This is a genomic window from Mesorhizobium sp. WSM1343 (assembly GCF_055901535.1).
The window spans coordinates 1729544-1750000 of sequence record NZ_CM148370.1; the positions used below are offsets into that span (position 1 = coordinate 1729544).

At 63.7% G+C, this 20457-nt stretch carries 16 protein-coding genes (1 of these 16 running past the window's edge); 12 read left to right on the plus strand and 4 right to left on the minus strand.

Annotated features, from left to right (window positions below; translation table 11 throughout):
* The first annotated feature begins 35 nt into the window (after window positions 1-35).
* The gene (locus tag AC0NIL_RS08380) at window positions 36-926 is read left to right on the plus strand and encodes a DMT family transporter (RefSeq protein ID WP_127387724.1); all 891 of its coding nucleotides are present in this window, start codon (window positions 36-38) and stop codon (window positions 924-926) included.
* Between the two features lie 142 nt (window positions 927-1068).
* Entirely contained in the window at window positions 1069-1587 is a 519-nt protein-coding gene (locus tag AC0NIL_RS08385) for a flavin reductase family protein (RefSeq protein WP_473572618.1), read from the plus strand.
* 2 nt (window positions 1588-1589) lie between these two features.
* Here the strand turns inward: AC0NIL_RS08385 and ubiG are convergent, their stop codons facing one another.
* Window positions 1590-2339, minus strand: a complete 750-nt coding sequence (gene ubiG, locus AC0NIL_RS08390; RefSeq protein ID WP_013529456.1) for a bifunctional 2-polyprenyl-6-hydroxyphenol methylase/3-demethylubiquinol 3-O-methyltransferase UbiG — start codon at window positions 2337-2339, stop codon at window positions 1590-1592.
* Between the two features lie 286 nt (window positions 2340-2625).
* Here ubiG and AC0NIL_RS08395 point away from each other — a divergent pair, with 286 nt between their 5' ends.
* Window positions 2626-3195 (plus strand): putative glycolipid-binding domain-containing protein, encoded by a 570-nt coding sequence (locus AC0NIL_RS08395; RefSeq protein ID WP_473572617.1) that lies wholly within the window; start codon window positions 2626-2628, stop codon window positions 3193-3195.
* Between the two features lie 11 nt (window positions 3196-3206).
* On the opposite strand, the gene AC0NIL_RS08400 is transcribed toward AC0NIL_RS08395, so the two are convergent.
* The gene (locus AC0NIL_RS08400; RefSeq protein WP_473572616.1) at window positions 3207-5063 is read right to left on the minus strand and encodes a CHASE3 domain-containing protein; all 1857 of its coding nucleotides are present in this window, start codon (window positions 5061-5063) and stop codon (window positions 3207-3209) included.
* A gap of 258 nt (window positions 5064-5321) precedes the next feature.
* Between AC0NIL_RS08400 and AC0NIL_RS08405 the strand changes: the two genes are divergently transcribed.
* The 8 genes from AC0NIL_RS08405 to AC0NIL_RS08440 all read left to right on the plus strand — a co-directional run bounded on the left by AC0NIL_RS08405 (window position 5322) and on the right by AC0NIL_RS08440 (window position 17039).
* Window positions 5322-6575, plus strand: a complete 1254-nt coding sequence (locus AC0NIL_RS08405) for an aspartate kinase (RefSeq protein WP_013529459.1) — start codon at window positions 5322-5324, stop codon at window positions 6573-6575.
* Between the two features lie 83 nt (window positions 6576-6658).
* Complete coding sequence (ptsP, locus tag AC0NIL_RS08410) at window positions 6659-8929, plus strand: phosphoenolpyruvate--protein phosphotransferase (RefSeq protein ID WP_063169068.1); 2271 nt, start codon at window positions 6659-6661, stop codon at window positions 8927-8929.
* A gap of 10 nt (window positions 8930-8939) precedes the next feature.
* Entirely contained in the window at window positions 8940-10019 is a 1080-nt protein-coding gene (prfA, locus tag AC0NIL_RS08415) for a peptide chain release factor 1 (protein WP_013529461.1), read from the plus strand.
* Window positions 10012-10884, plus strand: coding sequence for a peptide chain release factor N(5)-glutamine methyltransferase (gene prmC, locus AC0NIL_RS08420; RefSeq protein ID WP_027163520.1), 873 nt, complete (start codon window positions 10012-10014; stop codon window positions 10882-10884). Before prfA ends, prmC begins: the two co-directional genes overlap by 8 nt.
* Before the next feature lie 303 nt (window positions 10885-11187).
* Complete coding sequence (locus AC0NIL_RS08425) at window positions 11188-12132, plus strand: DUF4167 domain-containing protein (RefSeq protein ID WP_473572615.1); 945 nt, start codon at window positions 11188-11190, stop codon at window positions 12130-12132.
* A 219-nt stretch (window positions 12133-12351) separates the two neighbouring features.
* A complete protein-coding gene (clpB, locus tag AC0NIL_RS08430; protein WP_013529464.1) occupies window positions 12352-14958 on the plus strand; it encodes an ATP-dependent chaperone ClpB in 2607 nt (868 codons plus the stop codon).
* Between the two features lie 59 nt (window positions 14959-15017).
* Window positions 15018-15383: an MmcQ/YjbR family DNA-binding protein gene (locus AC0NIL_RS08435; protein ID WP_473572614.1), complete on the plus strand. Its 366-nt coding sequence runs from the start codon at window positions 15018-15020 to the stop codon at window positions 15381-15383.
* Between the two features lie 150 nt (window positions 15384-15533).
* Window positions 15534-17039, plus strand: coding sequence for a L,D-transpeptidase family protein (locus tag AC0NIL_RS08440; protein ID WP_013529466.1), 1506 nt, complete (start codon window positions 15534-15536; stop codon window positions 17037-17039).
* Here the strand turns inward: AC0NIL_RS08440 and AC0NIL_RS08445 are convergent.
* Complete coding sequence (locus AC0NIL_RS08445; RefSeq protein WP_063169065.1) at window positions 17013-17645, minus strand: TMEM175 family protein; 633 nt, start codon at window positions 17643-17645, stop codon at window positions 17013-17015. The genes AC0NIL_RS08440 and AC0NIL_RS08445 overlap by 27 nt on opposite strands.
* 151 nt (window positions 17646-17796) lie before the next feature.
* Between AC0NIL_RS08445 and AC0NIL_RS08450 the strand changes: the two genes are divergently transcribed.
* Entirely contained in the window at window positions 17797-19356 is a 1560-nt protein-coding gene (locus AC0NIL_RS08450) for an MFS transporter (RefSeq protein WP_063173134.1), read from the plus strand.
* 6 nt (window positions 19357-19362) lie between these two features.
* On the opposite strand, the gene AC0NIL_RS08455 is transcribed toward AC0NIL_RS08450, so the two are convergent.
* Window positions 19363-20457, minus strand: the 3' portion of a protein-coding gene (locus AC0NIL_RS08455; RefSeq protein ID WP_064993099.1) for a M23 family metallopeptidase. Its footprint extends 873 nt past the window's final position; only the last 1095 of its 1968 coding nucleotides appear in the window; its start codon lies off the right edge, out of view — the gene reads right to left on this strand; it ends in the stop codon at window positions 19363-19365.

The following is a 20457-nucleotide window of genomic DNA, read 5'->3' on the forward strand; positions in this document are numbered from 1 at the left end:
ATGCCGGCCAAGAGCCGCGCTACAGGATTCGGTCAATGAAGCTTCTCTGGGATTCGGCGCTCGGCCTGCTGGTCGTCACCGGGGGCCTGCTCGGCCTGACGCTGCCGTTCGGCAAGCTCGCCACGGCTGCCGGCGTGCCGGCCATGGTCTGGGCCTTCGTCATCTCGCTCGGCGCCGGCGGGGTCTTGCTGTGCATGCTCTTGGCTCGCGGCAAGCGGGTCCGGCTCACCGCGCACAAATTGCGCTATTTCTTCGTCACCGCCGCGGTGTCCTATGCTGTCCCCAATCTCCTGATGTTCTCGGCCATCCCGCATCTGGGCGCCGGCTACACCGGCATCATGTTCACCCTGTCGCCGGTCATCACGCTGGTGTTCTCGATCCTGCTGCGTGTCCGGCGCCCCAACATGCTGGGCATTGTCGGCATCGCCGTCGGCTTCGTCGGCGCCGTCATGGTCGCGGTGACGCGCGGCGAGGCCGGCCAGCCGGCCGATTTGTTCTGGGTGGCGATGGGGTTGCTCATCCCGGTCAGCCTTGCCGCCGGCAACATCTATCGCACGGTCGACTGGCCGGACGGTACCGGCCCGATCGAGCTTGCCGTCGGCAGCCATCTGGCGTCGGCGGCGATGCTGCTTGCCGGCATTCTCCTCCTGTTCGGCGGCGAAGCTTTCGTCCCACTCGGCGGCGTGCCGCTGGTCGTCGTCGCGCAGGTCGCGTCGGCATCGGCGATGTTCGCGTTCTTCTTCCGGCTGCAGGCGGTCGGCGGTCCGGTCTATCTCAGCCAGATCGGTTATGTGGCGGCGGCCGTCGGCCTGTTTGCCGGAACCCTCTTCCTCGGCGAGCACTATCAACTGCTGACCTGGGCAGGCGCGCTCATCATCACCGCCGGCGTGTTCATCACCACCAGGGCACAAAGCCAGAAGGCGTGAGCGGTCGCAGGGGATCCGAACTGCCTTCGCGCCTGGAGCCGATCTCACCTGAATTTGTATCCAGATCTGCTTTATCTTCTTGTTTGAGCGTGGTCTTTTCCGAGGACCTTGCCCTTTTTGGAATCGTGCTCTGGAGCAAGCCATGACCGAACCGAAGACATCCGAGGGGACTGCCGTCGATGTAGCGGATTTTCGCGCCGCGATGCGGCTGATCGTCGGCAATGTCAGCGTCATCACCGCCGGCACCGGGGAGGACCGCTCCGGCCTGGTGGTCATTTCGGTCGTCTCGCTGTCGGCCGAGCCGCCCAAGGTGATCGCCTGCGTCAACCGGTCATCGTCGACCTGGCCGGTGATCGAACGCTACCGGCATTTCGGCGTCAACTCGCTTGGCCCCCAGCATCAGCGCGTGGCCGAGCGGTTCTCCGGCTTCGGCGGCATCAAGGGCAAGGACCGCTATGAGGGCGCCGAATGGGTGACGCTCAAGACCGGAGCTTTGCTGCTTTCGGATGCGGTGGCCGCATTCGTCTGCAGCCTCGATGAAATGATCGATCGCGGAACGCATTCCATCGTCATCGGTTCGGTTGAGGCCGTGCGCACGTCCGATGCCGGCCAGGCGCTGATCTACTGGCGCGGCGGCTACAGGCCGCTGAATTCTGAATAAGGTCAGACCGAGCCTTTTTCCGCCAGGACCATGTAGTTGACGTCCATGTCCTTCGACCGCGCCCAGCGGTCGGCCAGCGGATTGTAGGTGACGCCGGTGCGGTCGATGATGGTCAGGCCGGCGCCGGCAAGCGCCTTTTCGAGCTCTTCCGGGCGCACCAGCTTGCCGAACTGGTGGGTGCCGCGCGGCAGCCAGCGCAGCACATATTCGGCGCCGATGATTGCTAAGCCCAGCGCCTTCAGCGTGCGGTTGATGGTGGCCACGAACATGATGCCGCCGGGCCGCACCATCTCGCCGCATTTGGCGACGAACAGGTCGATGTCGGCGACATGCTCGACCACTTCCATGTTGAGGATGACGTCGAATTTCTCGCCGGCGTCGGCAAGGTCCTCGGCCGTCGTGGCGCGATAGTCGACGCTGACATTGCCTTCGGCGGCGTGCAGCTTGGCCACTTCGATGTTGGTTTCGGAGGCATCCGCGCCCACAACCTCGGCGCCAAGCCGCGCCATCGGCTCGCACAAAAGTCCGCCGCCGCAACCGATGTCGAGGATGCGCAGTCCCTCGAAAGGCCTTGCAGCGCGTGGGTCACGGCCGAAGCGCGTCGCTATCTGGTCGCGGATATAGGCCAGCCGGACCGGATTGAATTTGTGCAGGGGACGGAACTTGCCGTTCGGGTTCCACCATTCGGCGGCAAGGGCGGAAAAGCGTTCCACTTCTCCGGCATCGATCGTCGATCGTCGGGGCTCTGGCATAGGTTGGTCTCCTCGACACTACAGCGCCGCGCGTCCTCTTGGACGCGCAAAGGACGCTGTAGCACTTTAGATTCTGCGCATGATCCTTTCCGAAATCGACTTCGATTTCGGGGCCATGCGCTAGGAAGTCGGGCGTGAAGCCGCGAATGTCAAGGCAACAATTTTCCTCTGCCGGCAGGGAGCCGGATTCTGTCAGGGCATGTCAGCTGGAGTGCGCCGCGGTGAAACACAATTGGCCTGGCGGGCGAAGGAACACATCATCGTTTTGAACTCGAAGGAGGTGACGATGACAGCAATGACGGCTTCGATCCTCTGGCATCGGCTGGACGTGGAGGGGCATGATGCCTGTCTGCTTGCGCAGACCGATGGCGGGCACAGCCTCAAGGGACAAGCCATCTTCATCCAGGACGGCAAGCCGTGCTGCCTCGCCTACGGGGTGGATTGCGATGCCGGCTGGCACACACGGGCGGCGCTTGTCGAAGGCTTTCTCGGCACGCGCCAGCTGCATTATGCGATCGAACGCGATTTCAACGGCCAGTGGACGCTGAACGGCGAAGTCCAGCAGGGTGTCGACGGTCTTGTCGACGTCGATCTTGGCTTCACACCGGCATCGAACCTGCTGGCGATCCGCCGGTATGGCCTCGGGATCGGCGAAGCGTCGCCTGCCCCGGCCGCCTACCTGACTTTCCCTGAACTGAGGCTGGTGCGCCTCGATCAGACCTATCGGCGTCTCGACACGGTTCGCTATGCCTATGCCGCGCCGGTGTTCGGCTATGACGAGACCCTCAACGTCTCGCCGCACGGCTTCGTTTTCGACTATCCCGGCCTTTGGAGACGCGCGGCTGCGTCAGGCTGAAGCGATTGTGATCAGCCCGCTGCGACCTGCGTCGTGCCAAGCACGTCACGCAGTTTCGCTGCCAGTTGCTCGATGGTGAAGGGCTTGGCGAGGAAATGCACGTCGTGGTCGAGCACGCCGTTGTGGACCACGGCGTTCCTGGTGAAGCCGGTGGTGAAGATCACCTTCAGCAGCGGCATGCGGGCAACGGCCTCTTCCGCCAGCTTGCGGCCGTTCATGACGGGCATGACGATGTCGGTGAACAGCAGGGCGACCTTCGGGTTTTCCGCCAGTTTCTGCAACGCTTCCTCGCCACTCGCGGCATCAATGACGGTGTATCCGAGTTCGCGTATGGCCTCGGTGGTGGAGACCCGCACGCGGGCATCATCCTCGACGACAAGGATCGTTTCGGCGACCGGTGCGGCGGGGTTGTCGCCGCGCCCGGTGGGCACGGCCGGCTCTTCGGCGCCGAAATACCGCGGCAAGTAGATCTTGATTGTCGTGCCTTCGCCGGGCTCGGAATAGATGTTGACGTGGCCGCCCGACTGTTTGACGAAGCCGAACACCTGGCTCAATCCAAGGCCGGTGCCCTTGTTGACCGGCTTGGTGGTGAAGAAGGGTTCGAAGGCCTTGGCCATGACATCGGGGGTCATGCCCGAACCGGTATCGCTGACGGCGATCATCACATACTGGCCGGCCGCGACTTCGGCATGGGCGGCGGCGTAGCTGTCGTCGAGATGGCTGTTGGCGGTCTCGATGGTCAGCTTGCCGTCATCGCCCATGGCGTCGCGGGCGTTGACGGCCAGGTTGAGAACGGCGTTCTCGATCTGGCTCGGGTCGGCATGGGTTTTCCACAAGCCTCCCGCCAGCACCGTTTCGATGCGGATGGTTTCGCCGAGTGCCCTACGGATCAGGTCGGACATCCCGGTCAGCAGGCGGTTGGCGTCGACGATCTGCGGCGCCAGCGGCTGCTGACGCGAGAAGGCGAGCAGCCGGGCCGTCAGATTGGCGGCACGGGTCGCGGCATCGATCGCCGCGTCGATGAATTGTGCGATGTCGTGCTCGCCGCGCGCCAGCTTGCGCTGGGCGAGGTTCATGGCGCTGATGATCACCGCCAGCATGTTGTTGAAGTCGTGGGCGATGCCGCCTGTAAGCTGGCCGACTGCCTCCATCTTGTGCATCTGGCGGATCTGGGATTCTGCCTTTTCACGTGTCTCGATCTCACTGCCGAGCGCGACGTTCTTGCGCACCAACTCCTCCTGGGCGACGACCACCTCAAGGAAGCGGCGGCGCGATTCCCTGATCGCGTAGCCGGCAAGCAGGAAGATCGCCAGCAGTGCCGCCACCGAACCGATGCGTAGCCAGGTCTCGACCTGGTCGGTATGCGCGTCGCGCGCGGCGACGGCTGCGGCGCTGATGCGTCGGACCGTATCCATGCTGGTTCGGATTTCGTCCATGACTGCCTTGCCCTGGCCGCTGCGAATCAGATCCAGCGCTTTCGTCGCATTGCCCTGGTCGTACAGGGCAATCGTCTCGGCCAGTTCAGCCTGCTTTTGCGAAAGCGCGTCCTTGATGTGGTTGATCGGCTGGACGAACTGGTCGTCGGGGGCGGTCAAGCTGTCGATACGGGCAAGTTGCCCCGGAATGGCGCCGACAGCGCTCCGATAGGGTTCGAGATAGGATTTCTCGCCGGTCAGCAGGTAGCCACGCTGGCCGTTCTCGGCTTCCTGTGCCAGAGAAAGCAGACCCGAAAGCAATTGCTGATATTCGATTGCCTCGCGCGCGGCGGCGCGGTTGGCCCGCTGTTCTTCGACCAGCATGGCACGGCTGCCGACAATAAGCGCCAGCACCGCAAAGCCTGCGACAAGCGGGAGCGATTGCCATCGCATGGCACGTCGAAACCGAGCAATCATCATCTGCTATGCCGAACCAAAAGAATTCCCCGCAGGCAGCATTTCGTAGGCGGCGCCGGGGCGGAAGGCAATATGCCGGCTTCTGGAGCCGGCAATTGGCCGCCAGCCTTGCGAAACCTTCGTCATTTGGCTAAGGAGGCCGCGCATTCAGCGGCCGGCGTCAGCCGGCCTTCCGCTTTTCGGGATTCCGGCTTTTGGCTGGGATCCGGCTTCAGTCAAAGGCATTTCGCTCCCATGGCGCGCATCGTGATGAAATTCGGCGGAACCTCCGTCGCCGACATCGCCCGCATCCGCAACGTGGCGCGTCACGTCAAACGCGAGGTCGACGCCGGCCATGAGGTGGCGGTGGTCGTTTCGGCGATGGCCGGGAAGACCAACGAACTGGTCGGCTGGACGCGCGAGGCCTCGCCGATGCATGACGCACGCGAATATGATGCGGTCGTCGCTTCCGGCGAGCAGGTCACGGCCGGCCTGCTGGCCATCACTTTGCAGAACATGGGCGTGCACGCCCGCTCCTGGCAGGGCTGGCAGATCCCGATCAAGACCGATAATGCGCATGGGGCGGCGCGCATCCTCGATATTGACGGTGCGTTCCTGATCAAGCGCTTCGGCGAGGGCCAGGTGGCGGTGATTGCCGGGTTCCAGGGCATCGGCCCGGACAATCGTATTGCCACGCTCGGCCGCGGCGGCTCCGACACCAGTGCTGTCGCCATCGCCGCGGCGGTCAAAGCCGATCGCTGTGACATCTACACCGATGTCGACGGGGTCTACACCACCGATCCACGCATCGAGCCCAAGGCGCGGCGGCTGGCCAAGATCTCGTTCGAGGAAATGCTTGAAATGGCCTCGCTCGGCGCCAAGGTTCTGCAGGTGCGTTCGGTCGAGCTTGCCATGGTGCACAGGGTGCGTACCTTCGTGCGGTCGTCCTTCGACGATCCCGATGCGCCCGGAATGGGGGATTTGCTCAATCCGCCCGGAACGCTCATTTGCGACGAGGAAGAGATCGTGGAACAGCAGGTCGTCACCGGAATTGCCTACGCCAAGGACGAAGCGCAGATTTCACTGCGCCGGGTCGGCGACCGGCCGGGCGTTGCCGCCGGCATCTTCGGGCCGCTGGCCGAGGCCAACATCAATGTCGACATGATCGTCCAGAACATTTCCGAGGACGGCAAGTTCACCGACATGACCTTTACCGTGCCGTCGGGCGATGTCGACAAGGCGCTGGCCGTGCTTGAACGCCTCAAGGCCTCGATCGGCTACGATGTCGTGCAGTCGGAAGCCGGCATGTCGAAGGTTTCGGTCATCGGCATCGGCATGAGGAGCCATGCCGGCGTCGCCGCCACCGCTTTCAAGGCGCTGGCCGACAAATCGATCAACATCCGCGCCATCACGACCTCGGAGATCAAGATTTCGATCCTGATCGACGGCCCGTATACGGAACTTGCGGTTCGTACTTTGCATTCCGTCTACGGTCTGGATAAGCAGTAGCGAGAACGATTTGAGTTGTTGCGTGTGCGCCGGTCGCGGTGGAAACTGCGGCGGGCAGAATGCCCATTGGAGAACAAGCCGCGATGCGTGATCAGGCCAGTGGCCCGCGCGTTTTGCTCAAACGGCTCCGCGAGCTCATGCAGGAGCCGCTGGAGCCGCAGGAGCGGCTTGACCGGATTGTGCGCGACATCGCCTCCAACATGGTCGCGGAAGTCTGCTCGCTCTATGTGCTGCGCGCCGATTCGGTGCTCGAACTCTACGCCACCGAAGGCCTGAACCCGAACGCCGTCCATTTGGCGCAGTTGCGGCTGGGCCAAGGCCTGGTCGGCACCATCGCCGCCAGCGCGCGGCCGCTCAACCTGTCCAATGCGCAGGAACACCCTGCCTTCGCCTACCTGCCGGAGACCGGGGAAGAGATCTACAACTCGTTCCTGGGCGTGCCGGTGTTGCGGGCAGGGCGCACGCTGGGCGTGCTGGTGGTGCAGAACAAGACCATGCGCCACTACCGCGACGACGAGGTCGAGGCGCTGGAAACCACGGCGATGGTGATCGCCGAGATGATCGCCACCGGCGATCTGGCGCGGCTGACCCGGCCCGGCCTCGAACTCGATCTGCGCCGTCCTGTCAGCTTCACCGGCCTGTCCTTCAATGAAGGCGTCGGGCTTGGCCATGTCGTGCTGCACGAGCCGCGCATCGTCGTCACCAATCTGTTCAACGAGGACAGCGAGGAAGAGGTTCGCCGGTTGGAGACCTCACTCAGCTCGCTCAGGCTGTCCATCGACGACATGCTGGAACGCCGCGACGTCGCCTTCGAGGGCGAGCATCGCCAGGTGCTGGAAGCCTATCGCATGTTCGCCAACGATCGCGGCTGGGTGCGACGGCTGGAAGAGGCGATCCGCAACGGCCTGACGGCCGAAGCGGCGGTGGAAAAGGTGCAGAGCGACATGCGCGCCCGCATGCTGCACATGACCGATCCCTATCTGCGCGAGCGGATGAGCGATTTCGACGACCTCGCCAACCGCCTGCTGCGCCAGCTGATGGGGCGCGGGCCGGAAGACGTCGCGGCATCGCTGCCTAAGGACGCCATCATCGTCGCCCGTTCGATGGGGGCTGCCGAACTGCTCGATTATCCCCGCGACAAGATGCGCGGGCTGGTGCTCGAGGACGGTGCAGCGACCAGCCACGTCGTCATCGTCGCGCGTGCCATGGGCATCCCCGTCGCCGGCCAGATGAAGGGCGCTGTTTCCATGGCGGAAAACGGCGATGCCATCATCGTCGACGGCGAGGAGGGCGTGATCCATTTGCGGCCGCAGCCCGATCTCGAAGCTGCTTATGCCGAAAAAGTGCGTTTCAGGGCGCGCCGGCAAGAGGTCTACCGCGAACTGCGCAAGAAGCCGTCGACGACCAGGGATGGTGTCCAGGTCGATTTGCTGATGAATGCCGGTCTTGCCGTCGACCTGCCGCAGCTTGCCGAAGCGGGTGCGGCCGGCATCGGTCTGTTCCGTACCGAATTGCAATTCATGGTCGCTTCCACCTTTCCCCGGGCCGAGGCCCAGGAAAAGCTCTACCGCGACGTGCTCGAAGCGGCGCGCGGCAAGCCCGTCACCTTCCGCACCATCGACATTGGCGGCGACAAGGTGCTGCCCTATTTCAAGGGCGCGATCCAGGAAGAGAACCCGGCGCTTGGCTGGCGGGCGATCCGCCTGACGCTCGACCGGCCGGGCCTGCTGCGCACCCAGATCCGCGCTTTGCTCAAGGCCAGCGGCGGCCGCGAATTGAAGCTGATGCTGCCGATGGTGACCGAGCTCGGCGAGATTACCCAGGCGCGCGAGATCATCGACCGCGAGGTGCGGCATTTGTCGCGCTTTGCCCATCATTTGCCGACCAGCCTGAAGCTGGGGGCGATGCTTGAAGTGCCGTCGCTGCTGTTCCAACTCGATGAATTGATGAAAGCGGTCGATTTCGTCTCGGTCGGTTCGAACGATTTGTTCCAGTTCGTCATGGCCGTCGACCGCGGCAACACGCAACTGGCCAACCGCTTCGACACGCTGTCGGCACCCTTCTTGCGCGTCCTCAAGCAGATCGCCGATGCCGGCGTCCGCAATCACACGCCGGTGACGCTGTGCGGCGAACTCGCCGGCAAGCCGATCTCGGCGATGGCGTTGATCGGACTCGGTTTCCGCTCAATCTCGATGTCGCCGGCCTCGATCGGGCCGGTCAAGGCGATGCTGACGGAACTGCCGCTGGACGAATTGAAGGCGTTTTTCGACGACAATCTGATGGCTCCGGCACAGGGCCTGCCGATGCGGGCGCTGCTGCAGGCCTTTGCCGACGACCGTTCGATCCCGTTATAGCAGCCTCATCATGGTCAATTTGCCCCGCGATCGTATGGATCAAGTCGTCAAGCGTTTCGAGATGCTCGAAGCGCAGATGTCGGCCGGCCCGGCGCCGGACGCCTATGTGCGGATGGCGTCCGAATATGCCGAAATCCAGGACATGGTGGCCAAGGTCAGGGCGCTGCGCGCGGCCGAGCATGAACAGGCCGACCTCGAAGCCATGCTTGCCGACAGGGGCACCGACGCCGAGATGCGGGCGCTGGCCGAGGCCGAGCTGCCAGGGGTCGAGGACCGCATCGAGGCGCTGCAGAAGGACATTCAGATCCTGCTGTTGCCCAGGGATGCCGCCGACGACAAGAACGCCATTCTCGAAATCCGCGCCGGCACCGGCGGCGATGAGGCCGCGCTCTTCGCCGGCGACCTGTTTCGCATGTACGAACGCTACGCCGCCGAACGCGGCTGGCGTTTCGAGACCGCCTCGGCCAGCGATGGCGATGCCGGCGGCTACAAGGAAATCATCGCCACGGTGTCGGGCAAGGGCGTCTTTGCGCATCTGAAATTCGAATCCGGCGTGCACCGCGTACAGCGCGTGCCGGCGACCGAGGCCAGCGGGCGCATCCACACGTCGGCGGCAACCGTCGCGGTGCTGCCCGAAGCCGAAGAGGTCGACATCGACATCAGGGCCGAAGACATCCGCATCGACACGATGCGCGCCTCGGGTTCGGGCGGCCAGCACGTCAACACCACCGATTCGGCCGTCCGCATCACCCATCTGCCGACCGGCATCATGGTCGTGCAGGCTGAGAAATCGCAGCACCAGAACCGCGCCAAGGCGATGCAGATCCTGCGCGCCCGCCTCTATGATCTCGAACGCGGCAAGGCCGACGAAGAGCGCTCCGAATCGCGCAAGTCACAGGTCGGCTCCGGTGACCGCTCGGAACGCATTCGCACCTATAATTTCCCGCAAGGGCGCGTCACCGACCATCGCATCAATTTGACGCTCTACAAGCTCGACCGGGTGATGATGGGCGAACTCGACGAGATCATCAACGCGCTGATCGCCGATCATCAGTCCAAGCTGCTCGCCGACATCGGCATCGATGACTGACCTGCCCAACGCGCTCGGGCCGCTGCTGCGGGAAGCGCGGGCTCGGCTCGGCAGCACCGTCGACGACCCGGCGCTCGATGCGAGGCTGATCGTCGAGCATTTTTCGGGCACGACGCGCACGCAAGCCATTGCGGACCCCGAACGCAGGGTCGGCGCCGGCGCTGTTGCCGAAATCGATGCCGCCTTGAGACGCCGCGCCGGCGGCGAACCTGTGCATCGCATCCTCGGCTATCGTGAATTCTACGGTTTGCGCCTGTCGCTGTCGCCGGAAACGCTGGAACCGCGGCCGGATACCGAAACGCTGGTCGAGGCGATATTGCCCTTCGTCAAGGCGGTTGCGACGCAGGAAGGCGAGTGTCGCATCCTCGATCTTGGCACCGGCACCGGCGCCATTGCGCTGGCGCTGCTCAGCGTCGTGCCGACGGCTAATGCCACCGGCGTCGATCTGTCCGCGGGTGCGCTGGCGACGGCGGCCCGCAATGCCGGGCAACTGGGCCTTGCGGGCCGGTTCACGGCGCTGCAGTCGGACTGGTTCGAAAAAGTTTCCGGCCGGTACCATGTAATTGTCGCAAACCCTCCCTATATATCCTCCGAAGACATTGGAAATCTGCAGGACGAAGTCCGCAATTTCGACCCGCGCCTAGCCCTGGATGGCGGCGCGGACGGTCTGAACCCCTACAGAACCATCGCTGCGGAAGCGGCAAGGTTTTTGGAAATTGAAGGCAGAATTGCGGTCGAGATCGGCCATACGCAACGCAACGAGGTCTGCGAGATATTCACTGCAGCCGGCTACGTGCCGGGCAGTGTTTTCCGTGACCTCGGTGGAAACGACAGGGTTATTGTCTTTGAAAGGATAAAGCCTTGACGCAGTGCAAAAAAGCGCTTGGCAATGCCGGGGAATGCGGCTAGGGTCGCCTTAACCGGATGAGACGAAGCAGGCAGTGCTCTTAGCGATTCGGTTTTCCTTGGAAATAGCTGCCTTCTTGCGCAAACGATGCCCAAGCTTCGTGCGGGAATCGTCCGGCAAGTGATGTAACCGGAACAGGATGACACGTGGCGCCAACGCAATCGATGCGGGCGAACGCCGGTGAAGAGACGAAACGGCTGGCTGCATGAGCGCCTCCGTTCGTGAAGAGTTTTTCGAAAATTTCAAAATGAAGAGAGTTTGATGAGGCCACAACAGCAGAACAGGCGCATGCGCGGTCGCAACAACAATGGCGGCGGCGGTGGTAACAATAACAACAATAACAACAACAACCGCAAGGGGCCTAATCCCCTGACGCGCAACTACGAGAGCAATGGCCCGGACGTGAAGATCCGCGGTTCGGCTCAGCAGATCGCCGAAAAATACGCCACCCTTGCCCGTGATTCACACAGCTCCGGCGACCGGGTCATGGCGGAGAACTATCTCCAGCACGCCGAGCATTACAATCGCATCATCGCGGCCGCACAGGCGCAGATGCCAATCCAGAACACGCAGCAGAATCGCGATGATTTCGACGATGACGGCGATGAGGACCGCGACGATTTCGACAATAGCGGCAACAACAGCAACGCTGCTTCCGACGTCCAGATCCCGGTGGTCAACCATGGCGCCGGCCCGCAGCCGGTTATCGAAGGTACGCCGGCCGAGGTCGCGCTGAACCGGGAAGGTGGCCGCGAGGCCCGCGATAACAATGGCGGGCGCAACAATGGCGGCCGCGACAACAATGGCGGGCGCCATCGTGATCGCCGCCCCAATGGCGGCTATGGCCAGAACGGCCAGCGCGACTTTTCATCGTCCGCCGAGCAAGGTGGTCAGCCCCAGGGCAACGAGACCCCGGTCCAGGGCGAAGCCGTTTCGCCGGCCGAATCTGTGGCGCCGGCCGAACCGGCTCCGTCGTTCGAGAACCTTTCCCCGGCAGGTCTTGCCGCCCAGGCCGAACTCAACGAGGCGGCCGGCGAAAGCGGTGCTGCCCGTCGTCCGCGTCGTCCGCGTCGTCCGCGCGTCAACGCCGATCAGGTTGATGGCGGTAGTGACAATGCCAATTCCGGGACCGACGCCGGCGAGGTGGCTGCGGCCCCGGCCGACAGCGGCAACGCCCAACCGGTCAATGTCGATATCGACAACTGACCCAACGGCACTTCAAGGCATTGAACGGCGGAGAGAAATCTCCGCCGTTTTCGTTTGGGCGGCCGTGCAATATTATGTGGTTGCCGATATCGGGACGTCTTGAGGGTTCAGGGCCGGTGCACCATATCAGCCTCAACTGGACCCGGCTCGAATGAGCGGGTCCGTCACCGCAATCGGATCCGGTGCCGCAAAGCGGGCCGGTGATGGAAGGAGACAGATATGAACCTTGAGAAATACTCAGAGCGCGTGCGCGGCTTTATCCAGTCCGCGCAGACCATGGCGCTTTCCCGCAACCACCAGCAATTCACCCCTGAACATATCCTGAAAGTGCTCGTCGACGACGACGAGGGCTTGGCCGCGTCGCTGATCGAACGCGCCGGCGGCAACGTCCGCGACGTCAAGCTTGGCGTCGAGACGGCGCTCGAAGCGATGCCCAAGGTCGAGGGCGGCAATGGCCAGCTCTATCTGGCCCAGCCGCTGGCGAAAGTGTTTTCGACCGCCGAGGAACTGGCCAAGAAAGCCGGCGACAGTTTTGTCACGGTCGAGCGGCTCTTGCAGGCGCTCGCCATGGAAAAGTCGGCCAAGACCGCCGACATACTGGCCAAGGCCGGCGTCACCGCGCAGGCGCTCAACCAGGTCATCAACGATGTCCGCAAGGGCCGCACCGCCGATTCGGCGAGTGCCGAACAGGGCTACGACGCGCTGAAGAAATACGCGCGCGACCTGACTGCGGATGCCCGTGCCGGCAAGCTGGACCCCGTGATCGGCCGTGACGACGAGATCCGCCGCACCATCCAGGTGCTGTCGCGCCGCACCAAGAACAATCCGGTGCTGATCGGCGAACCCGGCGTCGGCAAGACGGCGATCGCCGAAGGCCTGGCACTGCGCATCGTCAATGGCGACGTACCGGAATCGCTGAAGGACAAGCAGCTGATGGCGCTCGACATGGGCGCGCTGATTGCCGGCGCCAAATATCGCGGCGAGTTCGAGGAGCGGCTGAAGGCCGTGCTCTCCGAAGTCACCTCGGCCAGCGGCAACATCATCCTGTTCATCGACGAGATGCACACGCTGGTCGGCGCCGGCAAGGCGGACGGCGCCATGGATGCGTCCAACCTGTTGAAGCCGGCGCTGGCGCGCGGCGAACTGCACTGCGTCGGCGCCACCACGCTCGACGAGTATCGCAAGCATGTCGAGAAAGATGCAGCCCTTGCCCGGCGCTTCCAGCCGGTTTTCGTCGACGAGCCGACGGTGGAAGATACCGTTTCGATCCTGCGCGGCCTGAAGGAGAAATACGAGCAGCACCACAAGGTGCGCATTTCGGATTCAGCGCTGGTGGCGGCGGCGACGCTGTCCAACCGCTACATCGCCGATCGCTTCCTGCCGGACAAGGCGATCGACCTGGTCGACGAAGCCGCATCGCGGCTGCGCATGCAGGTCGATTCCAAGCCTGAGGCGCTGGACGAGATCGATCGCCGCATCATGCAGCTCAAGATCGAGCGCGAGGCGCTGAAGGTCGAGACGGACGATGCTTCGAAGGACCGGCTCGCCCGCCTGGAAAAGGAACTCGTCGGCCTTGAGGAGGAATCGACCGAGATCACCGCCAAGTGGCAGGCCGAGAAGCAGAAGCTCGGGCTCGCCGCCGACCTGAAGAAGCAGCTCGACGAGGCGCGCAACGACCTTGCCATTGCCCAGCGCAAGGGTGAATTCCAGCGCGCCGGCGAGCTTGCCTATGGCAAGATTCCGGAATTGGAAAAGAAGCTGAAGGAGGCCGAGGCCCAGGACGGCAAAGCCGGCATGGTCGAAGAGGTGGTTACCCCCGACCACGTCGCCCATATCGTCTCGCGCTGGACCGGCATTCCGGTCGACAAGATGCTGCAGGGCGAGCGCGACAAGCTGCTGCGCATGGAAGACGAGATCGGCAAGCGCGTCGTTGGCCAGGGCGAGGCGGTGCAAGCTGTGTCGAAAGCGGTGCGGCGCGCCCGCGCGGGCCTGCAGGATCCGAACCGGCCGATCGGCTCGTTCATGTTCCTCGGACCGACGGGTGTCGGCAAGACCGAGCTGACCAAGGCGCTGGCGAGCTTCCTGTTCGACGACGAGAGCGCCATGGTGCGCATCGATATGTCGGAGTTCATGGAAAAGCACTCGGTCGCCCGGCTGATCGGCGCGCCTCCCGGCTATGTCGGCTATGAGGAAGGCGGCGCGCTGACCGAAGCGGTGCGGCGCCGGCCCTATCAGGTCGTGCTGTTCGACGAGATCGAGAAGGCGCATCCGGATGTGTTCAACGTGCTTTTGCAGGTGCTCGACGACGGCCGCCTGACCGACGGCCAGGGCCGCACGGTCGACTTCCGCAACACGCTGATCATCATGACGTCGAACCTCGGCGCCGAATATCTCGTCAACCTCACCGAGGACCAGGATGTCGATCTGGTGCGCGACGAGGTGATGAACGTCGTCAGGGCATCGTTCCGGCCGGAGTTCCTCAACCGCGTCGACGAGGTGATCCTGTTCCACCGGCTGCGCCGGCAGGATATGGGCCGCATCGTCGAGATCCAGCTCAAGCGGCTCGAGAGCCTGCTTGTCGACCGCAAGATCACGCTATCGCTGGACCAGGAGGCGGTGGATTGGCTGGCGGCCAAGGGCTACGACCCGGCCTATGGCGCGCGGCCGCTGAAGCGGGTGATGCAGAAGGAATTGCAGGACCCACTGGCGGAGAAGATCCTGCTCGGCGACATCCTCGACGGCTCGACCGTCAAGGTGACAGCCGGTTCCGACCGGCTGAATTTCCGCTCCAAACCGACGATCGTCGCGGCGGAAGCGGCAGCCTGATCCTGCGCCGCGCGTCCTTCCTGGACGCGCGGCGTTTTCATATAAAACGTGGGGCGGGGATGACACTGGACGACTACAACAGCTTCTGCGACTCGCTGCCTTCGACGACCCATGTCGTCCAGTGGGGTGGCGCCCATGTTTGGAAGGTGGGGGCCAAGGTCTTCGCGATCGGCGGCTGGGACGATGGCCAGCAGCTCTTCGTCACCTTCAAATGTTCCGATATCGCCTATGATGTGCTCAAGGAACAGCCGGGGCTACGGCCCGCACCGTATCTTGCTTCGCGCGGCATGACATGGATCCAGCGTCGGACAAGCCAGAGCATGGATGATGCCGCGCTGAAGGACTATCTGCGCGAAAGCCATCGCCTTGTCTCCCTGAAGCTTACCAGGCAGGCGCGCAAGGAATTGGGACTTGCCGAAAGCTAGCCTATATTCCTTGAGGCGCCGGAAAACCGCCATCTTCATGCCCGGTTCATGTTGGAACCATAGGATGGTGTAACTGGTTTGCTGGCGAAGGGGTTCGCCAGAAGACAATGCCGGCGGCGGCAAATTTACGGACCGGAGAATTTGGCCACCATGTTCCGCACGATCTTTGCCCTCTCGGCGCTAGCCGCCGGGCTTGTGTCTTCCGGGGCGTTCGCCGCGCCGACGACGGACAATGCGCCAAGGGTTGTCCGCGCTGCCGATACCGGGGGCATCCTTGTCGCCCAGGACGGTAATCTCGACATCTACTACGACGCCAGGGGCAACCGCGTGATCGTCGATGCCGATACCGGCAAGGTCATCGCCATCCAGCCGCCGCAGACCCGGCTCGACCGCCGCGCCTTGCGCCGCGAGACACGACTGCGCGAACTGGGCCGCGCCCCCGAAGGCGACGACCGCTACTATCTCGACGATCCGGAAGACATGGCGCGGTTCCGGCGCAAGCAGTTGGAAGAGGAAGGCCGCGTTATCCCGCCGCCGGCGGATGAGTACGATCCCTATGGGGACAATTCCGCCGAAGCCTACCCGCCGGCGCCGCAGGACGATGGCAATTACGACGACAATTATCCCGACGCGCCGCAGCCGGCTAAGCCGGGTACAATCAAGCGCCAGCCGCTGAACGAGGCCGCGATAGACCCTGCCCAGCCGACGACACCCGCCGATCAGGCGGCTCTGCCGCCAAAGGCCGGCGACAAGACCACCGTTGCCCCGGCACTTTCGCTGGGAGCGCGCCAGGATGTCGCCGCCCTTCAGGTGCTGCTCGACCGGGGTGGCGCTTCGCCTGGCGTCATCGACGGGCGTTTCGGTTCGAATGTCGACAAGGCGCTCGCCGCCTACAACCAGATCACCGGCGCCAATCTGCGATCGACCGACGCGGTCGCCATCCAGGCGGCACTTGCGCAATCCGGCGGCGATGCCTTCGCCAACTACACGATCACAGCGGAGGACGCGGCCGGTCCCTATGTCGCGTCGATCCCGGAAGACTACAGCCAGAAGGCGCAACTCGACCGCATGGGTTATACGTCGGTGACCGAGGCGCTCGCGGAGCGCTTTCACATGGACGAGAATTATCTCAAGGCGCTCAACCCGGAGGTCGATTTCAATCGTCCCGGCACGATCATCAAGGTCGCCAATTTCGGCAGGCTGGTTTCGACGCCGGTGGCGCGTATCGTCGCCGACAAGGACAAGAAAGAGGTTTTCGCCTATGACGCCGGCGGCAAACTGGTCGCGGCCTATCCCGCAACCATCGGCTCGTCGGATACGCCGTCACCGTCCGGCATACACACGGTGTCGCGCGTGGCGCTCGATCCGAACTACACCTACAATCCCAGCATCAATTTCAAGCAGGGTCAAAACGACAAGGTCCTGACCATTCCGCCGGGCCCGAACGGTCCCGTCGGTTCGGTCTGGATCGCCCTGGATAAGCCGACCTACGGCATCCACGGCACGCCCGATCCGTCGAAGATCGGCAAGACCGAGAGCCATGGCTGCGTACGCCTGACCAACTGGGATGCGCGGGAGCTGGCCAAATTGGTTTCGCCGGGCGTGACGGTGGAGTTTGTCGGCGGGCCCTCAGCCGATAACCTTGCGCAGCAGTGAACCGCGAAGCGCGGCGGCATAGACCAACTGCACGACCAGGATGAAGCCGACGCCGAGCAAGGGACTGACAAGCGAGAGTGCGGCGCCGACCGCCCACAGGATCTGTGCCTTGATGATGCGCAGATAGACCGTGCGTTTGGTTTCCGCATCGACATCCTCTGCTACGAAGCCGCTTTTCTCCGCATAACGCCAGCTCGCGAACAGCGTGACGCCGAGCGCCAGCAGATTGAGCCAGTAGACCAGCACCGCGGTTCTGAACTCGAGGAAGTCGGCCAGAAGATCGGTCGAGAAGGGCAGCAAGGCGATGAAGGCGAGAAAGCAAAGGTTCAGCGTGGCAAGCCGTCGATCGGATTTGGCGATCAGACCATGCTGCGCCTGCTGGCCAAACCAGAAGATGGTCAGCGTCAGGAAGCTCAAGGCGTAGGTCAGGAAACGCGGCGCCAGGGCGGCGATCGCAGCGAGCAGCTCGCGTTCGGAATGGATCGCCTCGTGCGCCGGCACCCTGATTTCGAGAACGATCAGGGTGAGCGCGATGGCGAATACGCCATCGGTGATCCCGACGATACGGCCGCGTCCCTCAGCCGATGCTTCAAGTGGCCGCTTCATCGATGTTTCCCCATCGGCACCTTCCGGAAACCTAGCATGGTTGCCGCCATTTGCATCTGACAGGGTGCGACCCTGGCCAAACGGCTGGTTTCAGCGACAGCAAGCCACTGGCTGGTTGTTGCCGGTGCGCCAGGGGTTTAAGCAAGGTTTCATGCATTCACCAAGTGAAGCCGCCGCCGTCCCGCTGACCAATCCGGTCACGAATGGAACGTTTTGTCCGCAGTCGCGGCGACGATTTGTGCTGGTCGCGGCAATTCTGGCCTCGGCGCTTGGCTTCATAGACGGCTCCATCCTGGCCATCGCTACACCAGCGATCCGCGTCAATCTCGGCGCAAGCCTTGCCGAGGCGCAGTGGATTTCCAATGCCTATGCCTTGACGCTCTCGGCGCTGATCCTGGCCGGGGGCGCTGCCGGCGACCGATTCGGTCTGCGCCGCGCCTTCGTGGCCGGCATTGCGCTGTTCATCCTCGCTTCGCTTGCCTGTGCGCTGGCGCCGAATGCAATTGTGCTGATCGCATTTCGCGCGTTGCAGGGCATCGGTGCGGCAATCATGGTGCCTGGCAGCCTCGCCATCATCGCCAAGGCCTACCCGAAGAAAGAACGCGGCCGCGCGATCGGCATCTGGGCGGCGGCTTCGGCGCTGACCACGGCACTTGGCCCGGTGTTCGGCGGCTTCGTGCTGTCGGCCTTCGGTGACGGCATCTGGCGGGCGATCTTCGCCATCAACCTGCCGCTGGGCTTGATTTCGATCTGGCTTCTGCTGGCCAAGGTTCCGGCCGATGCGCCGACGGAGAAACGCAGCCTGGATCTCGGCGGTGCAGCGCTCGCGACATTGGCTTTCGGTGCGCTTGCCTATGGGCTGACCTCGATGAGCGCCAGCGGCGAGGGCCTCATGGCAGGGCCGAGCATTGCCGCCGGCGTCGTATTGCTGGCTGTCTTCATCGTCTTCGAGCTTCGGCAGGGCGAGCCGATGATCGACCTCAGCCTGTTTCGCGTCGGTGCTTTCGCCGGCGCCAATGTGGCGACGTTCTTCCTCTATTTTGCGCTGTCGGCCAACCTTTTCTATCTGCCAATGCTGCTGATCGCCGGCTGGGGGCTGAGCACGGCCGAGGTCGGCTTCATCTTCCTGCCCTTGTCGGCATCGATCGCGCTTTTGTCGGGACCTGTCGGCAAGCTGTCGGACCGGATCGGACCGCGTTTTCCGATCGCCTGCGGCAGCCTGGTCGTGGCTTTTGCGTTTGCCGGGCTGGCCTTGCTCACCTACGCCGGCATCCACAATTTCTGGACGGGAACATTTCCGCTGATGGGGCTGATGGGGCTCGGCATGGCTCTGGTCGTGTCGCCCTTGTCGACCGCGATCATGACGGCGGTGGAGGACAAGGACACGGGGGCGGCCTCCGGCATCAACAATGCCGTCTCACGCATCGGCGGTCTGATCGCGGTGGCGGCGATGGGCTCGCTTGCCGCGTGGGTCTACGCGAATGCACTGGACGCGAGCGCAACGTCCGGCATCCCGGGATTTGGTGAACCGGCGCCAGCCGGGCTTGCCCCGGCCATCGATGCGACAAGGCTCGCCGCCAGCGACGCCGCGTTTGCCGCGGTTTCTTCGGTGACCGCGCTGCTTTGCCTGCTTGCGGCTGTCATCGCCTGGACGACCATTCCCGGTGATCGATTGCCATGGCCGCGACGGGCCGAAGATACGCCAGGCTGAAGCCGATCAACCGTCGATCTTGGCGCTCGCAACCTTCAGCGAATCGCTGTCTTCCTGCTTCAACAGTTCGTCGATGCGTTCGCGTTCGCGCTTGAAGGCGACGAGGTCATCGCCCTTCAGCACCTTGCCGACCGGCAGGCGGACACGCATCGGATCGACCTTGGTGCCGTTGACGATCAGCTCGTAGTGAAGATGCGGGCCGGTGGCGAGGCCGGTCTGGCCGAGGAAGCCGATGGTCTGGCCCTGGCGGACGTGCACGCCCGGTTCGATGCCTTTGGCAAAGGCGCTCTGGTGATTGTATGAGGTTTCGTAGCCATTGGCGTGGCGGATGATGATCTGCTTGCCGTAACCGCCGGCCCAGCCGACCTTCTCGACCGTGCCGTTGCCGGCGGCGATGATCGGCGTGCCGATGGGGGCTGCCCAGTCGACGCCGGTGTGCATGCGGACATAGCCGAGGATCGGATGCCTGCGGGCGCCGAACCCGGAGCGGAATTTCCCGGCGGGCAGGGGATTGCGCAACAGGAACTGCTCGGCACTCGAACCGTCCTCATCGAAATAGTCGGTGCCGCCGTCCTGCATCTGGAAGCGGTAGAAGTTGCGGGTCTGGCCGCCGAACGTCGCCGAGACGTAGAGAAGCTCGGAGCTGTCCGAGGTCTGATCGTCGCCGTCGGGCTGCGAGAACAGGACTTCGATGCGGTCGGCGGGGCTGAGGCGAGACTGGAAGTCGACGTCGGACGCCAGCAGCTTGATCAACCGCTGCGTCATCGCCTTGGACATGCCGTAGGAGTAGGCGGCGCGGTAGATGCCGTCATAGACGTTGGGCAGGTTGCCGCGCACCACCACCGGCGCCGACGAATCATCGAAGGCCGTCAGCAATTCGGGGTTCGGATCCGGTTCCTGCGCCGGCACATACTGGCCGCGATCGTTGAGCGCGATGGTGACGATGTGCTGGGTCCGGTCGTAGACGCTGGTGCGCACGACCTTGGCGGCATCGCCGTGAACCTCGAGGCCGACGCGCAGCACGGTTCCAGCCTTGAGCGCCGTCGCATTGAGCAACTTGGCGATGGCTTCGGCCATTCCGGTGGCGTCTTCCCCTGTGTA